The sequence below is a fragment of the Alphaproteobacteria bacterium genome (assembly GCA_041396705.1).
In the GTDB taxonomy this organism is placed as follows: domain Bacteria; phylum Pseudomonadota; class Alphaproteobacteria; order CALKHQ01; family CALKHQ01; genus CALKHQ01.
Map to the genome: position 1 here is coordinate 1 of JAWKYB010000003.1, position 17736 is coordinate 17736.

Consider the following 17736-nt stretch of genomic DNA (forward strand, 5'->3'; position numbering starts at 1 on the left):
GTCATCCATTTCACCCGCGCCATCGCGGCGGACTGGGCGCCGCGCGGGGTCAACGTCAACGCGATCTGCCCCGGCATCTTCATGACCGCGCCGAACCGCGCCTGGGCGGAGAAGAACCCGGCGATGATCCAGGCGATGGTCGACACCGTCCCGATGGGCCGGGCCGGCGAGCCGCCGGAGATCGGGCCGCTGGCCCTGTTCCTGGCTTCGCCGGCGTCCAGCTACGTCACCGGCGCCGCCTTCGTCATCGACGGCGGCTATACACTCTGGTAGCGGCGCTCAGTCCTTGCCGACCCGCGCCAGCAGCAGGAAGAACGACGGCTCCAGCCGCAGGCCCTGCACCCGCGCCGAGGCGACCGCGTTCTGCTGCCAGTTGGCGACGAACACCCAGGGCGCATCCTCGTGCACGATCCGCTGCACCTCGCGATACAGCGCGGCGCGGGTGTCCTGGTCGGCGGTGGTGCGGGCGCGGGCGAGCAGGCGGTCGACCTCGGGATTGGTGTAGTAGCCCGAGTTGAAGCCGCCGGCCGCGGGAAACGCCTCGGTGCGCAGGGCCAGGAACGGCAGCGTGTCCGGGTCGTTCACCATCCAGGCCATCTCGGCCATGTTGCCCTTGCCCGCCAGGCCCGGGTTGACCAGCCCCAGATAGCTGTTCCAGTCGTAGGTCTCGGTCACCACGGTGATGCCGACCGCGGCGAGGTCGCGGCCGATCGCGTCGGCCATCGCCACAGGGTCGAGCATGCCGGAGCCGCCGTCGGTGACCAGGAACCGCACCTCGACGCCGTCGCCGTGGCCGGCCTCGGCGATCAGCGCGCGCGCCTTCGCCGGGTCGTAGGCATAGGGGCCGACGGCGGGATCGTGGGCCCAGGCGAAGGCCGGCGGGATCGGGCCGTCGGCCACGGTGGCGGTGCCGCGCAGCACGTCGCTGACGATCGCCTGCTTGTCGATGGCGTAGTTGACCGCGCGGCGCATGCGCACGTCGTCGAACGGCGGCTCGCGCAGGTTCAGGATCAGGAACCACAGGTGCGGGCCGGTCTGGCGATAGACGGCGAAGGACGGATCGGCGTCGAAGGCGTCGATGCGGTCCGGCGGCACCTCGACCATCAGGTCGATGGTGCCGGCGGCCAGCGCGTCGGCGCGCGCCTGTGCATCGGCGATCGGCCGGAACAGCAGGCCGGCGAGGGCAGGCGGACCGTCCCAGTAGCCGGGGTTGGCGACCAGGGCGATCTCGCCGGTCTCGGTGCGGCGGTCGAAGCGGAACGGCCCGGTGCCGGACGGATGGCTGGCGAAATCCGCGCCATAGGCCTTCACGGCGGCCGGCGAGACGATCAGGCCGGTCGGATAGGCCAGGTTCGACAGCAGCGGCGCATAGGGCGTGCGCAGGTGGAAGGCGACCGTCAGCGGGTCGACCGCGTCCACGTCCTGCACCACGCTGAAGAAGAACGACAGCGGGAACGGGCCGGTGTCGTGATAGGGGTGGCCGGGGTCCAGCATGCGCTCGAAGGTGAAGGCGACCGCGTCGGCATCGAACGGCGTGCCGTCATGGAACGTCACGTCGGGGCGCAGGTGGAAAAGGTAGGTCATGCCGTCGTCGGCGATCTCCCAGCTCTCGGCCAGCGCCGGCTCGACCTCCAGCGTGCCGGGGCGATAGCGGACCAGGCCGTCATACATGTTGACCAGGATGCGGAAGTCGTTCAGCGACGTCACCGCGCTGGGGTCGAGCGAGCGCGGCTCGGCGATCTGGCCGACCACCAGCACGTCGTCCGGCGTGACCGCCCGCGCGGCGGTCGCCGCCGCAAGCACTGCGCCGAGGATGGCGCCGGCAATACGCAGGGCCGGAAAGGTCTTTGCCACGTCGCTGCTCCTGGCCGGTCCGGCTGCTGCCGGCCGCGGCCGGCATTCGGCCGAACCGGGCGGTGCAAGTCAACGCAATATCGCGGCGCGCCGCCGGCCGGCGCTTGGCCGGCGGGGGCGCGGCGGCGGGATTTTTCGGTCGACCCGCGGCGCGAATTGTCCTGTGCTGGACCGACCCCGCCCAACCGCCGCGAGTCCATGCCCGTGCCAGACGTGACGCCCGGAAACGCCGAGCTGCCCGCCGACCGCCAGGGCGACGACGTCCGCTTCCTCACCGGCCGCGGGCGCTATCTCGGCGACCTGACCATGCCGGGCCTGGGCCATGCCGTCGTCCTGCGCAGCCCGGTCGCGCACGGCCGCATCGTCCGGCTCGATGCCGGTGCGGCCCGCGCGATGCCCGGCGTGCGCGACGTGATCGCCGGGGCCGAGATCCGGGCCGCCGGGCTCGGCGCGATGCCGTGCCTGGGCGAGCCGGCCGGCTTCCTGCCCTACCGCCTGCAGGTACCGGCCAAGACCGTGCTGGCCGTCGACCGGGTGCGCCATGTCGGCGAGGCGGTGGCGATGGTGGTGGCGGACACGGTCGAGCAGGCGCGCGACGGCGCGGCGGCGATCGCGCTGGACATCGAGCCGCTCGGCGTGGCGGCGACGCCGGCCGACGCCGTCGCCCCCGGCGCGCCGCTGCTGTGGCCGGACATCGCGGACAACGTTGCGCTCGACTGGCGGGCGGGCGACGCCGAGGCAGTCGCCGCCGCCTTTGCCGGCGCGGCGCACGTCACCCGGCTGCGGCTGGTCAACAACCGCGTCGCAATGGTGCCGATGGAGGCGCGCGGCGCCCTCGGCGCCTATGACAGCGGCAGCGGCCGCTATGCGCTGCACGCGCCGACCCAGGGCGTGCACCGCATCCGCCGCATCGCCGCGGGCATCCTCGGCGTGCCGGCGGAGGCGGTCCGCGTGATCACCGACGATGTCGGCGGCGCCTTCGGGCTGAAGGGCATGGGCTTCCCGGAACACGCGCTGGTGCTGCTGGCCGCCGCCCGCACCGGGCGCCCGGTGCGCTGGCTGGCCGAGCGCACCGAGGGATTCGTCTGCGACACCGCCGGCCGCGACCATGTCACCGAGGTCGCGCTGGCCTTGGACGAGGCCGGGCGCATGCTGGCCCTGTCGGTCGATTCGCTGGCCAACATGGGCGCCTATCTGTCGACGATGGCACCGAATATCGCCACCAAGGTCTTCGGCCGGGTGATGGGCGGCGTCTATCGCATCCCGGCGCTGCACCTGCGGGTGCGCTGCGTGCTGACCAACACGCCGCCGGTGGACGCCTACCGCGGCGCCGGGGTGCCGGAGGCGATCTACGCCGTCGAGCGCGCGGTCGATGTCGCCGCGCAAGAGACCGGCGTCGATCCGCTCGACCTGCGGCGCCGCAACATGCTGGCGCCGGCCGATTTTCCTTGGCGGCTACCGACCGGCTACGCCATCGATTCCGGCGATTTCCGCGGCGCGCTCGACCGCGCGCTGGAGGTGGCCGACTGGGCGGGCTTCGACGGCCGCCGGCGTGAGTCGGCGGCGCGGGGCCTGCGTCGCGGGCGCGGGCTCGCAGTCTACATCCACGGCACAGGCGGCGGCACCAACGAGCTCTCGCGCGTCACCGTGCGGGCCGACGGCCGCATCACGGTCGCCACCGGCGTGCAGTCGGGCGGGCAGGGCCACGCCGCCATGCTGGCCGAGATCGTGGCGGAGGCGCTGGATGTGGATGCGGCGCGCATCGCCGTGCTGCAGGGCGATTCCGACCTGCTGCCGCAGGGCGGCGGCACCGGCGGTTCCGGCAGCCTGATCGTCGCCGGGCGTGCCGCCGCGGCCGCCGCCGGCGTGCTGATCGAGACGGCGCGGGCACTGGCGGCCGACCGGCTCGAGGTCGCGGCCGCCGACGTCGCCTATGCCGCCGGCCGTTTCCGCGTCGCCGGCACCGATCTGTCTTTGCGGCTGGAGGAGGTTGCGGCCGGTGCGCCGGAGGAAAGCTGCAGCGGCGAAGCCGGTTTTGCCGGCGACCACCGCACCTTCCCCAACGGCGTCTATGTCTGCGAGGTCGAGGTCGACCCGGACACCGGCCATGTCGCCATTGACCGTTTCACCTGCGTCGACGACATCGGCCGCATCCTCGACCCGGCCCGCGCCGACGGCCAGGTGCACGGCGCCGTCGCCCAGGGCATCGGTCAGGCGCTGATGGAGCACGAGCGCTACGATCCCGTCTCAGGCCAGCCGCAGACCGGCAGCCTGCTCGACTATGCGCTGCCGCGCGCCGCAGACCTGCCGTCGTTCGCGCTGGCCAAACGGCCCACGCCCGCCCCGTCCAACCCGCAGGGCTTCAAGGGCGTCGGCGAGACCGGCACCGCCGGCGCGCCGCCGGCCGTCGTCGCCGCTGTCTGCGACGCCATCGGCGTTGCCCATATCGACATGCCGGTGACGGCGGAGAAGGTGTGGCGGGCGCTGAACGGCGGGTAACTGACTTATACTAGCTAAGCAATATCAATGCACTAAACGGAAATTCTCTTTTGAATTCGCAAGAACAGTCAGTAGGGCCTTTCGACATTTGCCACGATCGTGCCGGTGGCGGGATCGAACGTCAGCATCCGGCTCTCGATGGTCTGCACCACCAGCAGGCCGGCCGGGTCGAAGCCGCGGATGTAGCCCCAGAGATAGTGCGAGACCGTGCCCTGCAGGTTGTCGAGATCGGCGACGATCTCCGACAACGTGACGTCGCGGACCGGCGCGCCCTGGTGCCAGAACGACAGCATCACCGTCTCGGGCCGCTTGTCGGTGTCGACCAGCAGGTCCAGCCCGTCGTAGCCGATCACCAGATCGGCGCCGTCGGCGGACAGGTGGATGTCGCGGTGCCAGCCGGGGACCGTCCACAGCACCGTGTCGCCGGCCATCACCCGCGTCTCCTCGGCGATCACGTCGGCGACCGCGCAATAGGCGCCGCCGGCGGCGCAGACGCTGTGGGTTTCCGGCATCGGCAGCGGTTCGTCGGCGGCAGCCGGCAGGGCCGCGGCGCAGGACAGCGCGGCGGCGGTCAGCAGTTCGGCCATGCGCAAGCCACGCATCGGTTTGTCTCGCACTCGTTGATCCCGGCGCGCAGCGTCGCACGGCGTCGTGGCGAAAACATGGGCGCTGCGGTCGCGCCCCGTCATCGCGCGCCGGCCTCGGCCACCAGCACGCGGCGCGCGATCGCGGTGACGTTGCGGATGTAGGCCTGCTGCGGCCAGCCGCACACCGCCGTCCACTGCCGCCAGTTCTGTACCGACAGCAGCGTCCACAGGATGTCGGTGGCCTGGGTCGGCGTGAAGCCGGGGGCCAGGGTGCCGTCGCGGGCCAGCGCGTCGACCGCCGCCTTGCAGCCCTGGCGCACGGCCTGCAGCCGGTCGTGCCACGCCGCCGCCGCCGCGCCGTCGCTGTCCTGCATTGCGATCAGCGCCCTGGCGACGCCGAAAATCACCGGGATGTAGTTGCCCCACGCCTCGATGAAGGCGTCGAGCCGCTCGCTGCCGGTGCGGGCGCTGCGGCTGGCCGCCAGCCGCGCATCCACGTCGTTGATCGCGTCGATGTGACGGGTGGTGGCGACCAGCAGGTCGGCCCGGCTGGGGAAGTGCAGGTAGACCGCCTGCCGGCTGACCCCGGCACGCCGGGCGATGTCGGCCATGCGCACACCGTTGTCGCCGGACTCCAGCAGCGCCCGGCAGGCTTCGAGGATGCGGGTGCGGGTGTCGGACTCGCCACTTGACATCGTGTAAACGCGCTCCTACTTGTCATGATGTAAATTTACACGGTGACAAGCAGGAGGTCATCATGAAACTGATCGTGTTCGGCGCAACCGGAACCATCGGCAGGCTGATCGTCGCCAAGGCGCTGGAACAGGGACACAGCGTCACCGCCTACGCCCGCCGGCCCGAGGCGCTGGCGCAGCGCCATCCGGCGCTCAGCCTCGTCGCCGGCGACGCGCGCGACGCGGCAGCGGTCGATGCCGCCGTCCGCGGCCACGACGCCGTGCTGGTCACGCTCGGGGCCGGCCGCAAGGGTGGCGTGCGCGCCGCCGGCACCCGCAACATCGTCGCGGCGATGGAGCGGCAGGGCGTGCGCCGGCTGATCTGCCAGTCGACCCTGGGCGCGGGCGACAGCCGCGGCAACCTGAACTTCCTGTGGCGCACGCTGATGTTCGGGCTGCTGCTGCGCAAGGCGCTGGCCGATCACGAGGCGCAGGAGGCGCATGTGCGCGCCAGCCGGCTGGACTGGACCATCGTGCGGCCCAGCGCCTTTACCGACGCGCCGGCCGACGGCCGCTACCGCCACGGTTTCGCGCCCGACGTGCAGGGACTGAGCTTGAAGATCCCGCGTGCCGACGTGGCCGGATTCATGCTGCGCCAGCTGGCCGACCGGACCTATCTGCATCGCGCGGCTGCCCTGTCCTGCTGACCGCTCCGCCGGGTTGTGCCCCTGGCGCCACCGTGCCACGGTGCGCGCCGGACATCAGGGCGAGAGCGATAAGGGGAGGCGGCCGATGCGGTTGCGGATGCGGTCCGCGTGGGCGGGCATGGCATGGCTGGCGTTGGCGCTGCTAGCTGCACCGGCCACGGCGCAACAGCCGGTGCAGCTCGCCCAGGTGCAGGCCTGCCCGGACACGTTCAGCGGCCTCGGCGCCGGCGACAGCCTCCGCTGCACCTGCCCGACGACACCGGCGGCGGGCGACGTGTGGGGTACCGCGACCTACACCGACGATTCCGCGATCTGCGCCGCGGCCGCCCATGCCGGCGCGATCGGCCCCGACAGCGACATGCTGCTGTTCGGCCAGGCGGCGGTTACGGTTTCCGGCACGGCCGGATGCGAGTCCTATGCGGGCAGCAGCCGCAACGGTGTGACGACGCGGGACTACGGCCCGTGGAGCGGCAGCTTCTACTTCCCCGACATCTCCGGGCCCGGCTGTGCACAGAGCTTCGCGGCGGCGTTGCGGGACTGCCCGGCAAGTCTCAGCGGCATGAGCGCGGGAACGGTGCTCGACTGCCAGTGTCCGGCCGATGCCGCCGGCTCGGTGTGGGGGACGTGGACCTATACCGACGATTCCGCGCTGTGCGCCGCCGCGCGCCACGCCGGCGCGGTCGGGGCCGGCGGCGGGCCGGTGCGGGTGGCCACGTTCGACGGCTGCGACGGCTATGTCGGCAGCGACAACAACGGGATGGTCAGCGCCGACTATGGCGCCTGGAGCGGCAGCATCTACTTCCCCGCCGTGTCGGGGCCGGGCTGCGTGGCGCCGGCCGCACCCGAGTTGCGCAACTACGCGATCCACTTCGTCGGCATGCAGTGCGTGCAGCGGGCGCAGCCGTTCTTCCTGGAACAGGAGGATGCGGTACTCGCGGTCGCCTTCGTGGTCGAGGCCGACGGCACCATTCGTGAGCCGCACACGCTGCCGCGCGACGACGACTACTACCAGGGCATGGTCGCCGGTGCGTACAGGCAGGCCGACGTTGTCGTCTGGCAGGGGCTGACCCAGGACGTCGACCTGCATGCGCTGCTCTACAAGTACGACCCGGTGCTGCCCGAGATCGTCGGCGGCCTGATCCGGGCGACGTCGGCGGTCGGCGGCGCGCTGATCGCGATCGGCACCGGCGGCGCCGGCGCGGTTGCCGGCGCCGGTGCGGCGCTGGCCGGCGACGCCGCGGCCAGCGCGGTACAGGAGCGGATGCGCGAGGTGGCGACTCCGCTGGGGCACAGCGCGACCGATGTCGACCTGACCCGGGTCGGGGATCCGGCCGCCCAGCCGATGCAGCGTTCGGGCCCGATCAGCTATCACTTCAAGACCACGCACACCGACCGCGGCGGCGTGTACGAGCTCTACTGGGTGGTGCGGTAACGGCGGCGGCTCAGCCCTTGACCACGCCTTCGGCCAGGCCCTTGAAGAACAGCTTCTGGGCGAAGATGAAGGCGATGATGCCCGGCAGAACCACGATGACATAGACCGCGGCCAGCCGCGGCCACGCCCACTGGCCCAGCCCGCCGGCGGCCTGGGCGATGACCACCGGCATGGTGCGGGCCGCCTGGTCGTTGGTCAGCGTCAGGCAGAGCAGGAACTCGCCCCAGGCGGTGACGAAGTTGACGATGAACACCACCACCAGGCCGTTGCGCACCATCGGCAGGCCGACCATCCACAGGCTCTTCCACGGGCCGGCGCCGTCGATCTTGGCCGCCTCGAACATCTCGTGCGGGATCAGCTGGAACACCGAGCGCATGATCAGAACGCTGATTGCCAGGTTCAGCGTGATGTAGGGCAGGATCAGGCCGGCGGTGCTGTTGATCAGGTCGAGGAAGTTCTGGATCTCGTAGACCGAGATGATCGAGACGACGCGGGTCGGGAAGTACAGCGACATCAGCAGCGTCATCACGATGATGGTCTTGCCGCGCGACCTGAGGTGGACCAGCGCATAGCCGGCCATCACCGCGAACAGCGTGGTGAACACCACCGTGCCGGCGGTGACGTAGATCGAGTTCCACATGTTGTGCGGCAGCGTGTCGATCTTCTCGAACACGTAGGCGTAGTGGCCGAAGTCGAAGCTGTCGGGCCAGATCTGCGGCCGCATCGACGCCGGCAGCGACTTCACCGACATCAGCAGCACCCAGGCCAGCGGCAGCAGGATGATCAGGCAGAAGAAGATGATCACGCCATGGCGCAGCAGCGCGCCCTTGTTGCGGTTCAGCCAGGAATCGCGCGGGACGACGATGGTCCGGGGCTGGGAGAGTGCCTGCGTGCTCATGCGCGTGCCGCCCCGACCGGCGCCGGCCGTACGCACGCGCACGGTTTGCCGCGCCGCCGGCCGGCGGCGCGCGATGACGGCGAGGAAGAGGCAGTCCGCATGATCATCGCCCTATCCCTTCGGCCTGAACACCCAGAGCAGGCCGGAGACGACGATCATCATCCCGACCGCGCCGATCATGCCGATGGCCGCGGCGAAGCCCTGGCGCCATTCGCCGAGCTGGAACGCCTGGTGGTACATGAACATGGTCCAGGTATAGGTCGGGTGCGCGGTGTTGAAGCCGCCGAAGATCAGATACTCGTCGATCACCGCCATCGCTGTGCCGAAGCGGAGCACGACCAGGATCATCATGATCGGCTGCAGCCGGGGCAGGGTGACGTGCCAGAAGATCTTCCACTCGTTGGCGCCGTCCAGCCGGGCCGCCTCCGGCAGCTCCTTCGGGATCGCCGCCAGCCCGGCCAGGAAGAAGATGGTGTGATAGCCGAGCCCCCACCAGACCTCCATGATCGCGATCGCCGGCAGCGTCAGCGGCGTGCCGCCCATCCACATCTGCGGCGTGCCGCCGAAGGTCTCGACGATCAGGTTGATGGGCCCGACCTGGTAGTTGTACATCCACTTCCACAGCACGAAGATCAGCGTGGACGGGATCACCGCCGGGATCAGCAGGATCACGCGATAGAGCGTGGCCAGCCGGTTCTGCCGCACGCGGTCGACCAGGATCGCCAGCAGCAGCGGGAAGATGATCGTGCCCGGCAGGAACATGATGGTGAACCAGGCGGCGCGCCACAGGCTCTCCCACATCAAGGGATCGCCCAGCGCCTCGCCGTAGTTGTCGACGCCGACCCAGTCGCCGGGCTCGCCGGACAGGAACTCGAAGTCGGTGAAGCTGATCCAGACCACCCGGATGATCGGATAGACCTGGTACCAGACGAAGAAGATCAGCGCCGGCGCCAGGAACACCCAGGTGTTGCCGGTGAGGCCGAACAGACCGCGCGGTCGCGCGACGCCTTGCCCATGCGTCATCGCCACCATCAGTCCACCTCGGAGCCGCGCGGGCCGTCAGGCCTGGTTTTGTGGGAAGGCGTCATGTCCCGTGCAGTGCAAGACAGGGGCCAGACACGCGCCGGTCGGCGTGCCGCGGAAAGTTCTGGTAGGCCGGGGCGGGCCGTGGCCGGCCCGCCCCGCTGAGCGAACGGATCAGCCGCGGTTGACCTCGGCCATGACCGCGTCCTGCGCGGCCTGCAGCGCGACCTTGGGATCGTCGACCTCGCCGGTCAGGTAGGTCTCCCAATGCGGCTGGCCGATGACGAACTGCTGCAGCCCGAACTTGTGGTTGACGATCGCCTTGGCGACGTCGAGCTGGCCGCGGACCAGGCCGACGAACGGCAGCATCCACTCCGGCGGGTTCGCGTCCCACTCGGCGTAGATCGACTTGTACGGCGGCAGCTGGCCGGGGTGGCCGGTCTCGGTGCCGGCGATCGAGTCCTGCCAGATCTGCCGGTCGTAGGTCAGCGCCTTGATGTACTCGGCGACCTTTTCCTTGTTCTTGCCGTGCTTGAACAGTGCGCAGCCGGTGGTCCAGAACACCGTCGAGCCCTCGCCGTTGGCGAACTTGGGCAGCGCGCCCATGTGCAGGGCGGTCGGATCGTCCCAGTACTGGGCCATGCGCAGCGGCGCGTTGAAGTACTTGGTGTAGTAGCCGACGCGCTGGGCCGCGAAGGCGACCTCGTCCGGCGTGCCGTTGACGCCGCCGTCGGAGGCGCCGGCCAGCAGGATGTCCGGGTGCGACAGCGCCATCATCTCCTTCATCAGCTTCAGCGCCTCGACGGCGGCGTCGCTGGTGAACTCGAACAGGCCGGCCTCGTTGTAGACCGCGGTGCTCATGCTGTGCGTGTAGGGCGCCAGCGAACGCCAGCCATGGGCGTCGAAGGTGCAGCCGAACGGCGCGGCGCCGGACTCGACCACAGCCTTGGAATTGGCGAGATACTCGTCCCAGGTCGCCGGCGGGGCGTCGGCCAGGCCGGCCTCGGTGGTCAGGCCGGAATGCCAGCCCATGCCGATGACGTCGAGCAGGAACGGCCAGCCATAGAGCTTGCCGTCGATGGTGCACTCCTCACGGATCGACGGGATGATGTCGTCAAGCACGTCCTGCGGGATGTAGTCGTCCCACGGCTCGATCACGCCGGCGTCCTTCATCGCCGTCATCTCGACGAACGGGGTCTGGCCGACATAGACGTCCCAGGTGCTCTCGCCGGCCTGCGCCTCGGCGACAAAGCGCTCGATGCCGAAACCCTCGACCGGGGCGATCTGGTAGTTGATGCCCGGGAACTGGGCGTTGACCTGCGGAATCGACGGATGCAGGTCCTCGATCCACTGGTAGAACGTCGGGGTCAGCGGGCGATCCTGCGCGCGGGCGGCATTGATGCCGAATTTGGAGGCGACGCCGATGCCGGCCATGCCAAGACCGGTGGTGAGCGTGCGGCTCAGGAACTGGCGCCGGTCGATCTGTCCCAGCAGCAATTGCTTGCGTGCTACCTGCTGCAGCAGGAGTTCCTGCTCCTTGCGTAAGGTCATCGGTGTGCCCTCCTCCAGGCTCGTTCGTTTCGTTCCGCCGGAAGCCGCCGCGGACCCGCGTCCTCACGGTTCATGCGGCCCTCCCCGATCGGCATGCATTTGCGTGCTGGCGTCCGCGCTGTTCTCGGGTCCGCGTCACGCAATGGTCGAAATCTTCTCAGCAACTTCGCTGCGCCGCAACCAGAAAGCTGGACGTGCAGCTACGGCGCCGCGGCCAAGGCCGATCCCCGACCGCGGTGCCGCGCGGGTCAGTCGGGCAGGGTTTCGCCCGAACCGCCGAATTCGGCCGGGAAGTCCTTGAACTTCGGCAGGCCGTCCTTCACCGACACCATCTTGCTGGCGTAGTTGACGTGCACAGCAGGGCGGTGCTCGAAGCCCTGCAGGATATTGGCATAGACGTCGACCAGCCCCATGCCCGGATGATCGGTCAGCAGGTGACCGCCGCAGGTCGTGCAGAACTTGCGATAGGACCTGTCGGTCTTGTTGTAGGTACCGACGCTGCCCTTGCCGCGCGTGATACGCACGTCCGTCGGCGACCACAGGCTGAACGCGTTGATCGGCGCCGCCGACCACGCCTGGCAGTCGGCGCAGTGGCAGTATCCGGTCGCCTTCGGCGCGCCGCGCACCTCGACCTCGACCGCCCCACAGAAGCAGGTGCCCTTGTAGACGTCGCTCATTTTCTCGGATTCCCTGGCGCGCGAACGCTCGGTCCTGCCGCGCCGCAAAAGCTCGCCAGGCTCCAGAGCCCCCCAATGAGCCGGTCGCCCGGGCGAGGCGCCGAGACTTCGTCCGCCCGGCCTCGACTGTCCAATCACGAAGCCTGGATCGACCGCGCGCGCTGTGACGGCCGACACGCGCCGTGACGGCCGTCGGTCCGGCGCTGGGCGCGGCGGCTAGCGGTCGGTCAGCGCCAGCTTGGCGCCGAGCCCGACGAAGGCGGCGGCAAAGGCGCGGCGCATCCAGGCCATCACCGCGGGGCGCGAGATCACGTGGCTGCGGATCGCCGCGGCACACAGGCCGTAGCCGACGAACACCACGAAGGTCAGCGCCATGAACACCGCGCTCATCGCCAGCATCAGCGACAGCGGCGCCGCCCTCGTCGGCGCGGATGAACTGCGGCAGGAAGGCGAGGAAGAAGATCGACAGCTTCGGGTTCAGGCTGTTCAGCAGGATCGCCTGGCCGATCACCCGCAGCGGCGGGCGGCGCGGCATGTTCTCCTCCACCCGCAGCGCGCCGTGCTGCCGGATCGTCATCCAGGCCATGTAGAGCAGATAGGCGACGCCGAGGTACTTCAGCGTCTCGAAGGCGAGGGCGGAGGCGTGGAGCACGGCGGCGAGGCCGGTGATCGCCGCGGCCATGTGCGGCACGATGCCCAGCGTGCAGCCGAAAGCGGCGACGACGCTGGCCCTGGCGCCCTGCGACAGTCCGGCCGCGAGCGTGTAGAGCACGCCGACGCCGGGCGAGACCACGACGATCAGCGAGGGGATGAAAAAATCGAGGCTCATGGCCGCCGGCGCTCCGTGCAGGGCTGGTACCCCGCCACGCTAGCGCATCGGCCCGCGCGCGGCATGCAGCATTTCGCGCGGGGCCGGCCGCGGCCTGCGTTCAGCGCGACAGTGCGATGTCGTGGGTCCACTGGCATTCGAACCCCTCGGGGTGGACATAGCCCGAGGCGACGCGGCCGGCGCCGGCCGTCGGCGACGTGAAGAACAGCTGCATGGCGTTGCTGGCCGAACCGCCTTCGTCGTCGACAACCGCCGTGTTGGAGACGACGACGGCCCCCTGCTCGATCCGGCCTTCATAGACGCACATCGAGGCCGGGCTGCAGGTGGCGCCGGAGTCCACCACCACGGTGATTGCGCCGTCGACCACGGCGATCGACAGCGTGCCGGCCATCGGCGTGCCGAGCGGGCACATGCCGCTGACGGCATGGTTGGAGGTGGCGTAGGTCCACTGGCCGGCGATGTCGATCGTCGCCGGGTCGACCGGGATCGCGACCGGCGCCACGTCATCGGCCCAAGCGGGCAGGGCGAGACCGGCGGGCAGGACCAGACAGGCGGCGAGCAGGGCAGGGGCGGTCCGCATCGGCATGGTCGGCCTCCTCGTAGCGCGGGCGGCGCCCGGCGGCGCCATGGGCCGGCGATCATCGCCGTCCCGCCGCGGTGCGCCTTGACCCGGGTCAAGGCGGGTGCCGTGCGCGACCGGTCGCCGCGCCCGCGCTGCGCCGTTGCGGCTTGACCGGCATCAATGCGCGACTTCCGCCGGCGCGAACGCTGGCCCGGCAGAGATCGACATCCGGGAGGAACGCGATGCGGACGAAGGTGACGGGGTTGGTGGCGGCAGGCCTGGTGCTGGCCGCGACGACGGCGGCGGCGCAGGAAGGCGACCCGGCGGCGGGATTCGAGCTGTCGCAGCAGCTGTGCGCGGTCGTGCCACACCATCGGGCCGGAGCTGGTGTTCAAGCAGGAGCCGCCGAGCTTCGCCGCCATCGCGCTCTACCGCACCGACCGCGGCATCCGCAACCGCATCATGCGCCGCACATGAGCATGCCGACTTTGGGCCCGGTGCTGCACAGCGACAGGGTCGAGGACATCATCGCCTATATCCGTTCGCTGGACACCGAGGAGCGATAGAGCGGCGCGCCGCCGCCGCGGCCAGCGCCGCGGCGGCGCCTTGCCGACAACGGCGGGGTGGGCGCGGGCGTATTGCGGCGGCAGCGCCGGCTCCTCGCCCAGGGCGACCGCGGCCTTCCACGGCCAGCGCGGGTCCCACAGCATGCCGCGCGCCAGGGCGACGAGGTCGGCCTGGCCGGATGCGAGGACGGTCTCGGCCTGGGCCGGCTCGGTGATCAGGCCGACCGCCACGGTCGGCAGGCCGACCCGGCGCCGCAGCTCGGCGGCGAGGCCGGTCTGGTAGCCGGGGCCGACGGGGATCTTCTGGTCCTGCGACAGGCCGCCCGACGAGACGTGGATCAAGTCGCAGCCAAGCGCGCGCAGATGGGTGCAGAACGCGACCGTCTGCTCCAGGTCCCAGCCGCCTTCGACCCAGTCGGTCGCCGACACCCGCACCGCGACCGGGCGGTCGTCCGGCACGGCCGCGCGCACCGCCTCGAACACCTCCAGCGGGAAGCGCATGCGGCCGTCGAGGCCGCCGCCGTAGCCGTCGTCGCGACGGTTGGACAGCGGCGACAGGAACTGGTGCAGCAGATAGCCGTGGGCGGCATGGACCTCGACCAGGTCGAGGCCCAGCCGTACCGCCCGGCGCGCGGCATCGGCAAAGGCTTCGCGCACGCGCGCGAGGCCGGCGGCATCGAGGGCGGCCGGGGTCTCCCATGTCGGCGCGAACGGGATCGGCGACGGCGCGGACGGGGTCCAGCCGCCGCGGTCGCGCGGCACCGGCTGTGCGCCCAGCCACGGCGCATCGGTCGACCCCTTGCGGCCGGCATGGCCAAGCTGGATGCCGATCTTCGCCGGCGACACCGAGCGGCAGAACCCGATAACGCGGGCGAAGGCCGCCTCGCAGGCGTCGCTGTAGAGGCCGGTGCAGAACGGCGAGATCCGGCCCGCGGGCTCGACGCCGGTCGCCTCGACGATCAGCAGGCCGGGGGCGGAGAGCGCGAGGTGGCCGAGGTGCATCAGGTGCCAGTCGCCGACCACGCCGTCGGTGGCCGAGTACTGGCACATCGGCGCGATCACGATGCGGTTGTCGAGCGTGGTTCCGCGCAGCGTGAGCGGGGAGAACAGGCGGCTGGTCATGATGGCTCCGGGGTGGATCGGCGGCGGCGGCACTGTCGGCCAAGCCGGCGGGCGCCGCAAGCCCGGCCGGGGCCGGCGCCCACGTTGACGGCCCGCTCACGCGGACCGCACGGCCGCTCAAGCCCGATCACCTGTACGTTGCGTAATGTTTTCCGCTTGCCTTCGTGGCGCGTCGAGTGGAAGCATCCGCGCCGTCTTTGGCAATCGCCGCATACAAACAGACAAGTGGGGATACATGTCGATTCCGCGCGGGGCGATCGAGATCGGATCGCATTTCTACCTGTTCAAATCGAGCACCAACAAGGAAGACTGCCTGATCTCGGCCCACGGCGGCTATGACCGCAACGTGACGATGTTCGAGCCGAAGGGCTGCACGCTGTTCTTCTATGGCGAGCACGGCAACGTGCTGTCGGACCCCGGCCTGGCGCTGATGGCGCTGAAAGGCCTGAAGGTGGTCGAGCAGATCCCCGACGCCAAGAACAAGAAGGCGCTCAACTACATTCTCAGCAAGTACCAGGGGCGCCACAGCAAGGCGAACGAGACCTACGAGAAGATCATCGGCCGGATCGAGAGCGAGGACACGCAGATCGCCAAGCTGCTCGACCGCATCGCCAACGCCGCCAGCGAATTCCAGCGCAGCAACGCGCAGACCCAGCTCGCCTACTACAAGTCGATGAACGTGCTGACCATCCGCAATCGCTGGTGGCGGTCCGACCTGAGCCTGGAATCGGCGGTGACCGCGGCGAAGAAGGCGCTGCCGTCGCTGACCCGGTTCCACTGCTCGTTCTGCCGCAGCTTCGTCGAGGACGACAATCCCGCCGTCTCCCACGTCCAGTTCGCCTGACCGGCGGCCCGGATCCGGCGCGCGGCGCGATCAGTCGAAGAACGCCTTGTCGTCTTCCGACAGGTAGCGCCGCGCCTTTTCCGGCACCAGGCTGACGCCCAGTCCCGGGCGGTCCCACACCTCGATCATGCCGTCGCGGACCAGCGGGTCGGGCAGGCCCTCGACGATGTCGGCCCACCAGGCCGGGTTGGCGTTGGGCAGCTCGAACGCGATCAGGTTGTGCGGCAGGGTCGCCGCCACGTTGACCAGCGCGCCGAGCCCGAGCAGGCCGTTGGCGGTGCCGTGCGGCGCGATCAGGATGCCGTGCAGGTCGGCATATTCGGCGATCCACTTCAGCTCGGCGAGCCCGCCGACGTCGCAGGGATCGGGCCCGACGATGTTGACCGCGTGGCGCTCGATCAGCTCCTTGAAGTTCTGGCGCAGGTAGATCTGCTCGCCGGTGTGGATTGGCGTCGCCGTGGCGCGGGTGACCTCGCGATAGACGTCGGCGTTGACGAACGGCACGTAGTCGCCGGTGATCAGGTCCTCCAGCCACATCAGGTTGAGCGGCTCGACCGCGCGGGCGAAGCGGATGGCGTCCGGTACGGTCCAGCCCGGCCCGCAGTCGAGCGCGAGGCCGACGGCGTCGCCGAGCACGTCCTTCATCGCCTCGACGCAGGCGACGACGTGCTTCAGCCCGCGCTCGGTCAACAGGCCGCGGTCGAGGCTGCCGTGCACCGGCGTGGTCTGGGTGTCGCCATAGTGGAACCAGGGCAGGGCGCGCTTCATCGGACTGTGGAAGCCGATCGGCTGCTTGATGATGGTGAAGCCCTCGGGCAGCGCCATCATCTTCGCGCAGTCGGCGGCGAAGTCCTCCGGCGCATAGCCGGCGAAGGGGAAGCGGATGCCGCCGTTGTAGACGCGGACCCTGTCGCGGACCTTGCCGCCGAGCAGCTTGTAGACCGGCAGGCCGTGGGCGCGCCCGGCGGTGTCCCACAGCGCCATCTCGATGGTGCCGACCGCGGCGCCCCACGGCTTGAAGCCGCCGCGCTGGCGGATCTTCAACATCACGCGCTCGACGTCGGTCGGATCCTCGCCGATCAGCGCATCGCGGAAGCTGAGGATGTGCGGCTTCAGGTAGGGCTTCCAGAATTCGGCCTGGGCATAGCCGTCGATGCCTTCGTCGGTGACGATGCGCACCACCGGGTGCTCGCCCAGCAGCGCGCATTTGACGTCGACGATCTTCATGGCTGGCGGCCTCGCGGGAAGGCGGCCCGGTCGGGCCGGCAGACGTGCTTGATAGGGCCGGCACCGCCCCGGCGCAACGGCGATCGCCGAGGCGCGCTCAGGCCAGCAGCATGCCCATCGGCAGGCCGACGGCGGCGCCGAGCGCAAAGCCGGCGACGAGGTCGCTCGGATAGTGGTGGGCGGCGACCAGGCGCGCCCAGGCGATGGCGGCGCCGAGCAGTGCCGCCGGCAGCGCCAGCCCGGGATAGGCGGCGCACAGCGGGATCAGCACGGCAACCACGGTCATGCAGTGGCCGCTGGGAAAGGCGAAGGCGTCCAGCGTCGGCAGCAGCGGGGTCAGCGCGGGGTCGGCCTCGAACGGCCGCGGCCGCTGCACCTGGCGCTTGATCCAGGGATAGACCGCGTGCGCCAGCAGCGCCGCCGCGGTGGCGGCGCCGGCGACGGCGGGGAAGCGGCCCGGGTCGGCGAGCAGCAGGCCGGCCGCCAGCGCGACATAGAGCCAGCCGTTGCCGAGGCGGTTCAGCAGCAGGGCGAGCGGGCGCAACGGCGCCGTGCGGCCCCAGCGGGCGGCGATCCGCACCACCGCCAGTTCGCCGCGGCCCAGCCCCGCGGCCAGCGCCGGCGCGCCGCCCTGCCGCCGTGCGTCCGCCGCGATGTTGGCTCTGCGAGATCGCACGTGCACTC

15 protein-coding genes and 2 pseudogenes are annotated in these 17736 nt (G+C 70.6%); 5 read left to right on the plus strand and 12 right to left on the minus strand.

Annotated elements, in window-relative coordinates:
• On the plus strand, positions 1–273 hold a 273-nt coding region (locus tag R3F55_03335), incomplete at its 5' end, for an SDR family oxidoreductase (protein ID MEZ5666466.1).
• A gap of 6 nt (positions 274–279) precedes the next feature.
• Here the strand turns inward: R3F55_03335 and R3F55_03340 are convergent.
• Complete coding sequence (locus R3F55_03340; protein ID MEZ5666467.1) at positions 280–1803, minus strand: ABC transporter substrate-binding protein; 1524 nt, start codon at positions 1801–1803, stop codon at positions 280–282.
• 255 nt (positions 1804–2058) lie between these two features.
• On the opposite strand from R3F55_03340, the gene R3F55_03345 reads away from it, so the two are divergent.
• Positions 2059–4353: a xanthine dehydrogenase family protein molybdopterin-binding subunit gene (locus R3F55_03345; GenBank protein MEZ5666468.1), complete on the plus strand. Its 2295-nt coding sequence runs from the start codon at positions 2059–2061 to the stop codon at positions 4351–4353.
• Between the two features lie 68 nt (positions 4354–4421).
• On the opposite strand, the gene R3F55_03350 is transcribed toward R3F55_03345, so the two are convergent.
• Both R3F55_03350 and R3F55_03355 read right to left on the minus strand, forming a co-directional pair.
• Entirely contained in the window at positions 4422–4955 is a 534-nt protein-coding gene (locus R3F55_03350; protein MEZ5666469.1) for a hypothetical protein, read from the minus strand.
• A gap of 83 nt (positions 4956–5038) precedes the next feature.
• On the minus strand, positions 5039–5635 hold the full coding sequence (locus R3F55_03355; GenBank protein ID MEZ5666470.1) for a TetR/AcrR family transcriptional regulator: 597 nt from the start codon (positions 5633–5635) through the stop codon (positions 5039–5041).
• Between the two features lie 62 nt (positions 5636–5697).
• Between R3F55_03355 and R3F55_03360 the strand changes: the two genes are divergently transcribed.
• Positions 5698–6321 (plus strand): NAD(P)H-binding protein, encoded by a 624-nt coding sequence (locus R3F55_03360; GenBank protein ID MEZ5666471.1) that lies wholly within the window; start codon positions 5698–5700, stop codon positions 6319–6321.
• 133 nt (positions 6322–6454) lie between these two features.
• Complete coding sequence (locus R3F55_03365; GenBank protein MEZ5666472.1) at positions 6455–7753, plus strand: LCCL domain-containing protein; 1299 nt, start codon at positions 6455–6457, stop codon at positions 7751–7753.
• A 10-nt stretch (positions 7754–7763) separates the two neighbouring features.
• Here the strand turns inward: R3F55_03365 and R3F55_03370 are convergent, their stop codons facing one another.
• The 7 genes and pseudogenes from R3F55_03370 to R3F55_03400 all read right to left on the minus strand — a co-directional run bounded on the left by R3F55_03370 (position 7764) and on the right by R3F55_03400 (position 14981).
• Positions 7764–8651, minus strand: a complete 888-nt coding sequence (locus R3F55_03370; GenBank protein ID MEZ5666473.1) for a carbohydrate ABC transporter permease — start codon at positions 8649–8651, stop codon at positions 7764–7766.
• A gap of 111 nt (positions 8652–8762) precedes the next feature.
• The gene (locus tag R3F55_03375; GenBank protein MEZ5666474.1) at positions 8763–9674 is read right to left on the minus strand and encodes a sugar ABC transporter permease; all 912 of its coding nucleotides are present in this window, start codon (positions 9672–9674) and stop codon (positions 8763–8765) included.
• Between the two features lie 174 nt (positions 9675–9848).
• The gene (locus R3F55_03380) at positions 9849–11225 is read right to left on the minus strand and encodes an extracellular solute-binding protein (GenBank protein MEZ5666475.1); all 1377 of its coding nucleotides are present in this window, start codon (positions 11223–11225) and stop codon (positions 9849–9851) included.
• A gap of 248 nt (positions 11226–11473) precedes the next feature.
• Positions 11474–11902 carry a GFA family protein gene (locus R3F55_03385; protein MEZ5666476.1) on the minus strand — a complete coding sequence of 143 codons (429 nt, stop codon included), beginning with the start codon at positions 11900–11902 and terminating at the stop codon, positions 11474–11476.
• 216 nt (positions 11903–12118) lie between these two features.
• Positions 12119–12731: pseudogene (locus tag R3F55_03390) on the minus strand (LysE family translocator).
• Positions 12732–12831: 100 nt separating this feature from the next.
• Complete coding sequence (locus R3F55_03395) at positions 12832–13317, minus strand: hypothetical protein (GenBank protein ID MEZ5666477.1); 486 nt, start codon at positions 13315–13317, stop codon at positions 12832–12834.
• A gap of 611 nt (positions 13318–13928) precedes the next feature.
• Positions 13929–14981: pseudogene (locus R3F55_03400) on the minus strand (NADH:flavin oxidoreductase/NADH oxidase).
• Positions 14982–15216: 235 nt separating this feature from the next.
• Between R3F55_03400 and R3F55_03405 the strand changes: the two are divergent.
• Complete coding sequence (locus R3F55_03405) at positions 15217–15825, plus strand: hypothetical protein (protein MEZ5666478.1); 609 nt, start codon at positions 15217–15219, stop codon at positions 15823–15825.
• Between the two features lie 30 nt (positions 15826–15855).
• On the opposite strand, the gene R3F55_03410 is transcribed toward R3F55_03405, so the two are convergent.
• Together R3F55_03410 and R3F55_03415 are read right to left on the minus strand one after the other, a co-directional pair.
• A complete protein-coding gene (locus R3F55_03410; protein MEZ5666479.1) occupies positions 15856–17052 on the minus strand; it encodes a mandelate racemase/muconate lactonizing enzyme family protein in 1197 nt (398 codons plus the stop codon).
• A 97-nt stretch (positions 17053–17149) separates the two neighbouring features.
• Positions 17150–17728 carry a phosphatase PAP2 family protein gene (locus R3F55_03415; protein ID MEZ5666480.1) on the minus strand — a complete coding sequence of 193 codons (579 nt, stop codon included), beginning with the start codon at positions 17726–17728 and terminating at the stop codon, positions 17150–17152.
• Between the last annotated feature and the right edge of the window lie 8 nt (positions 17729–17736).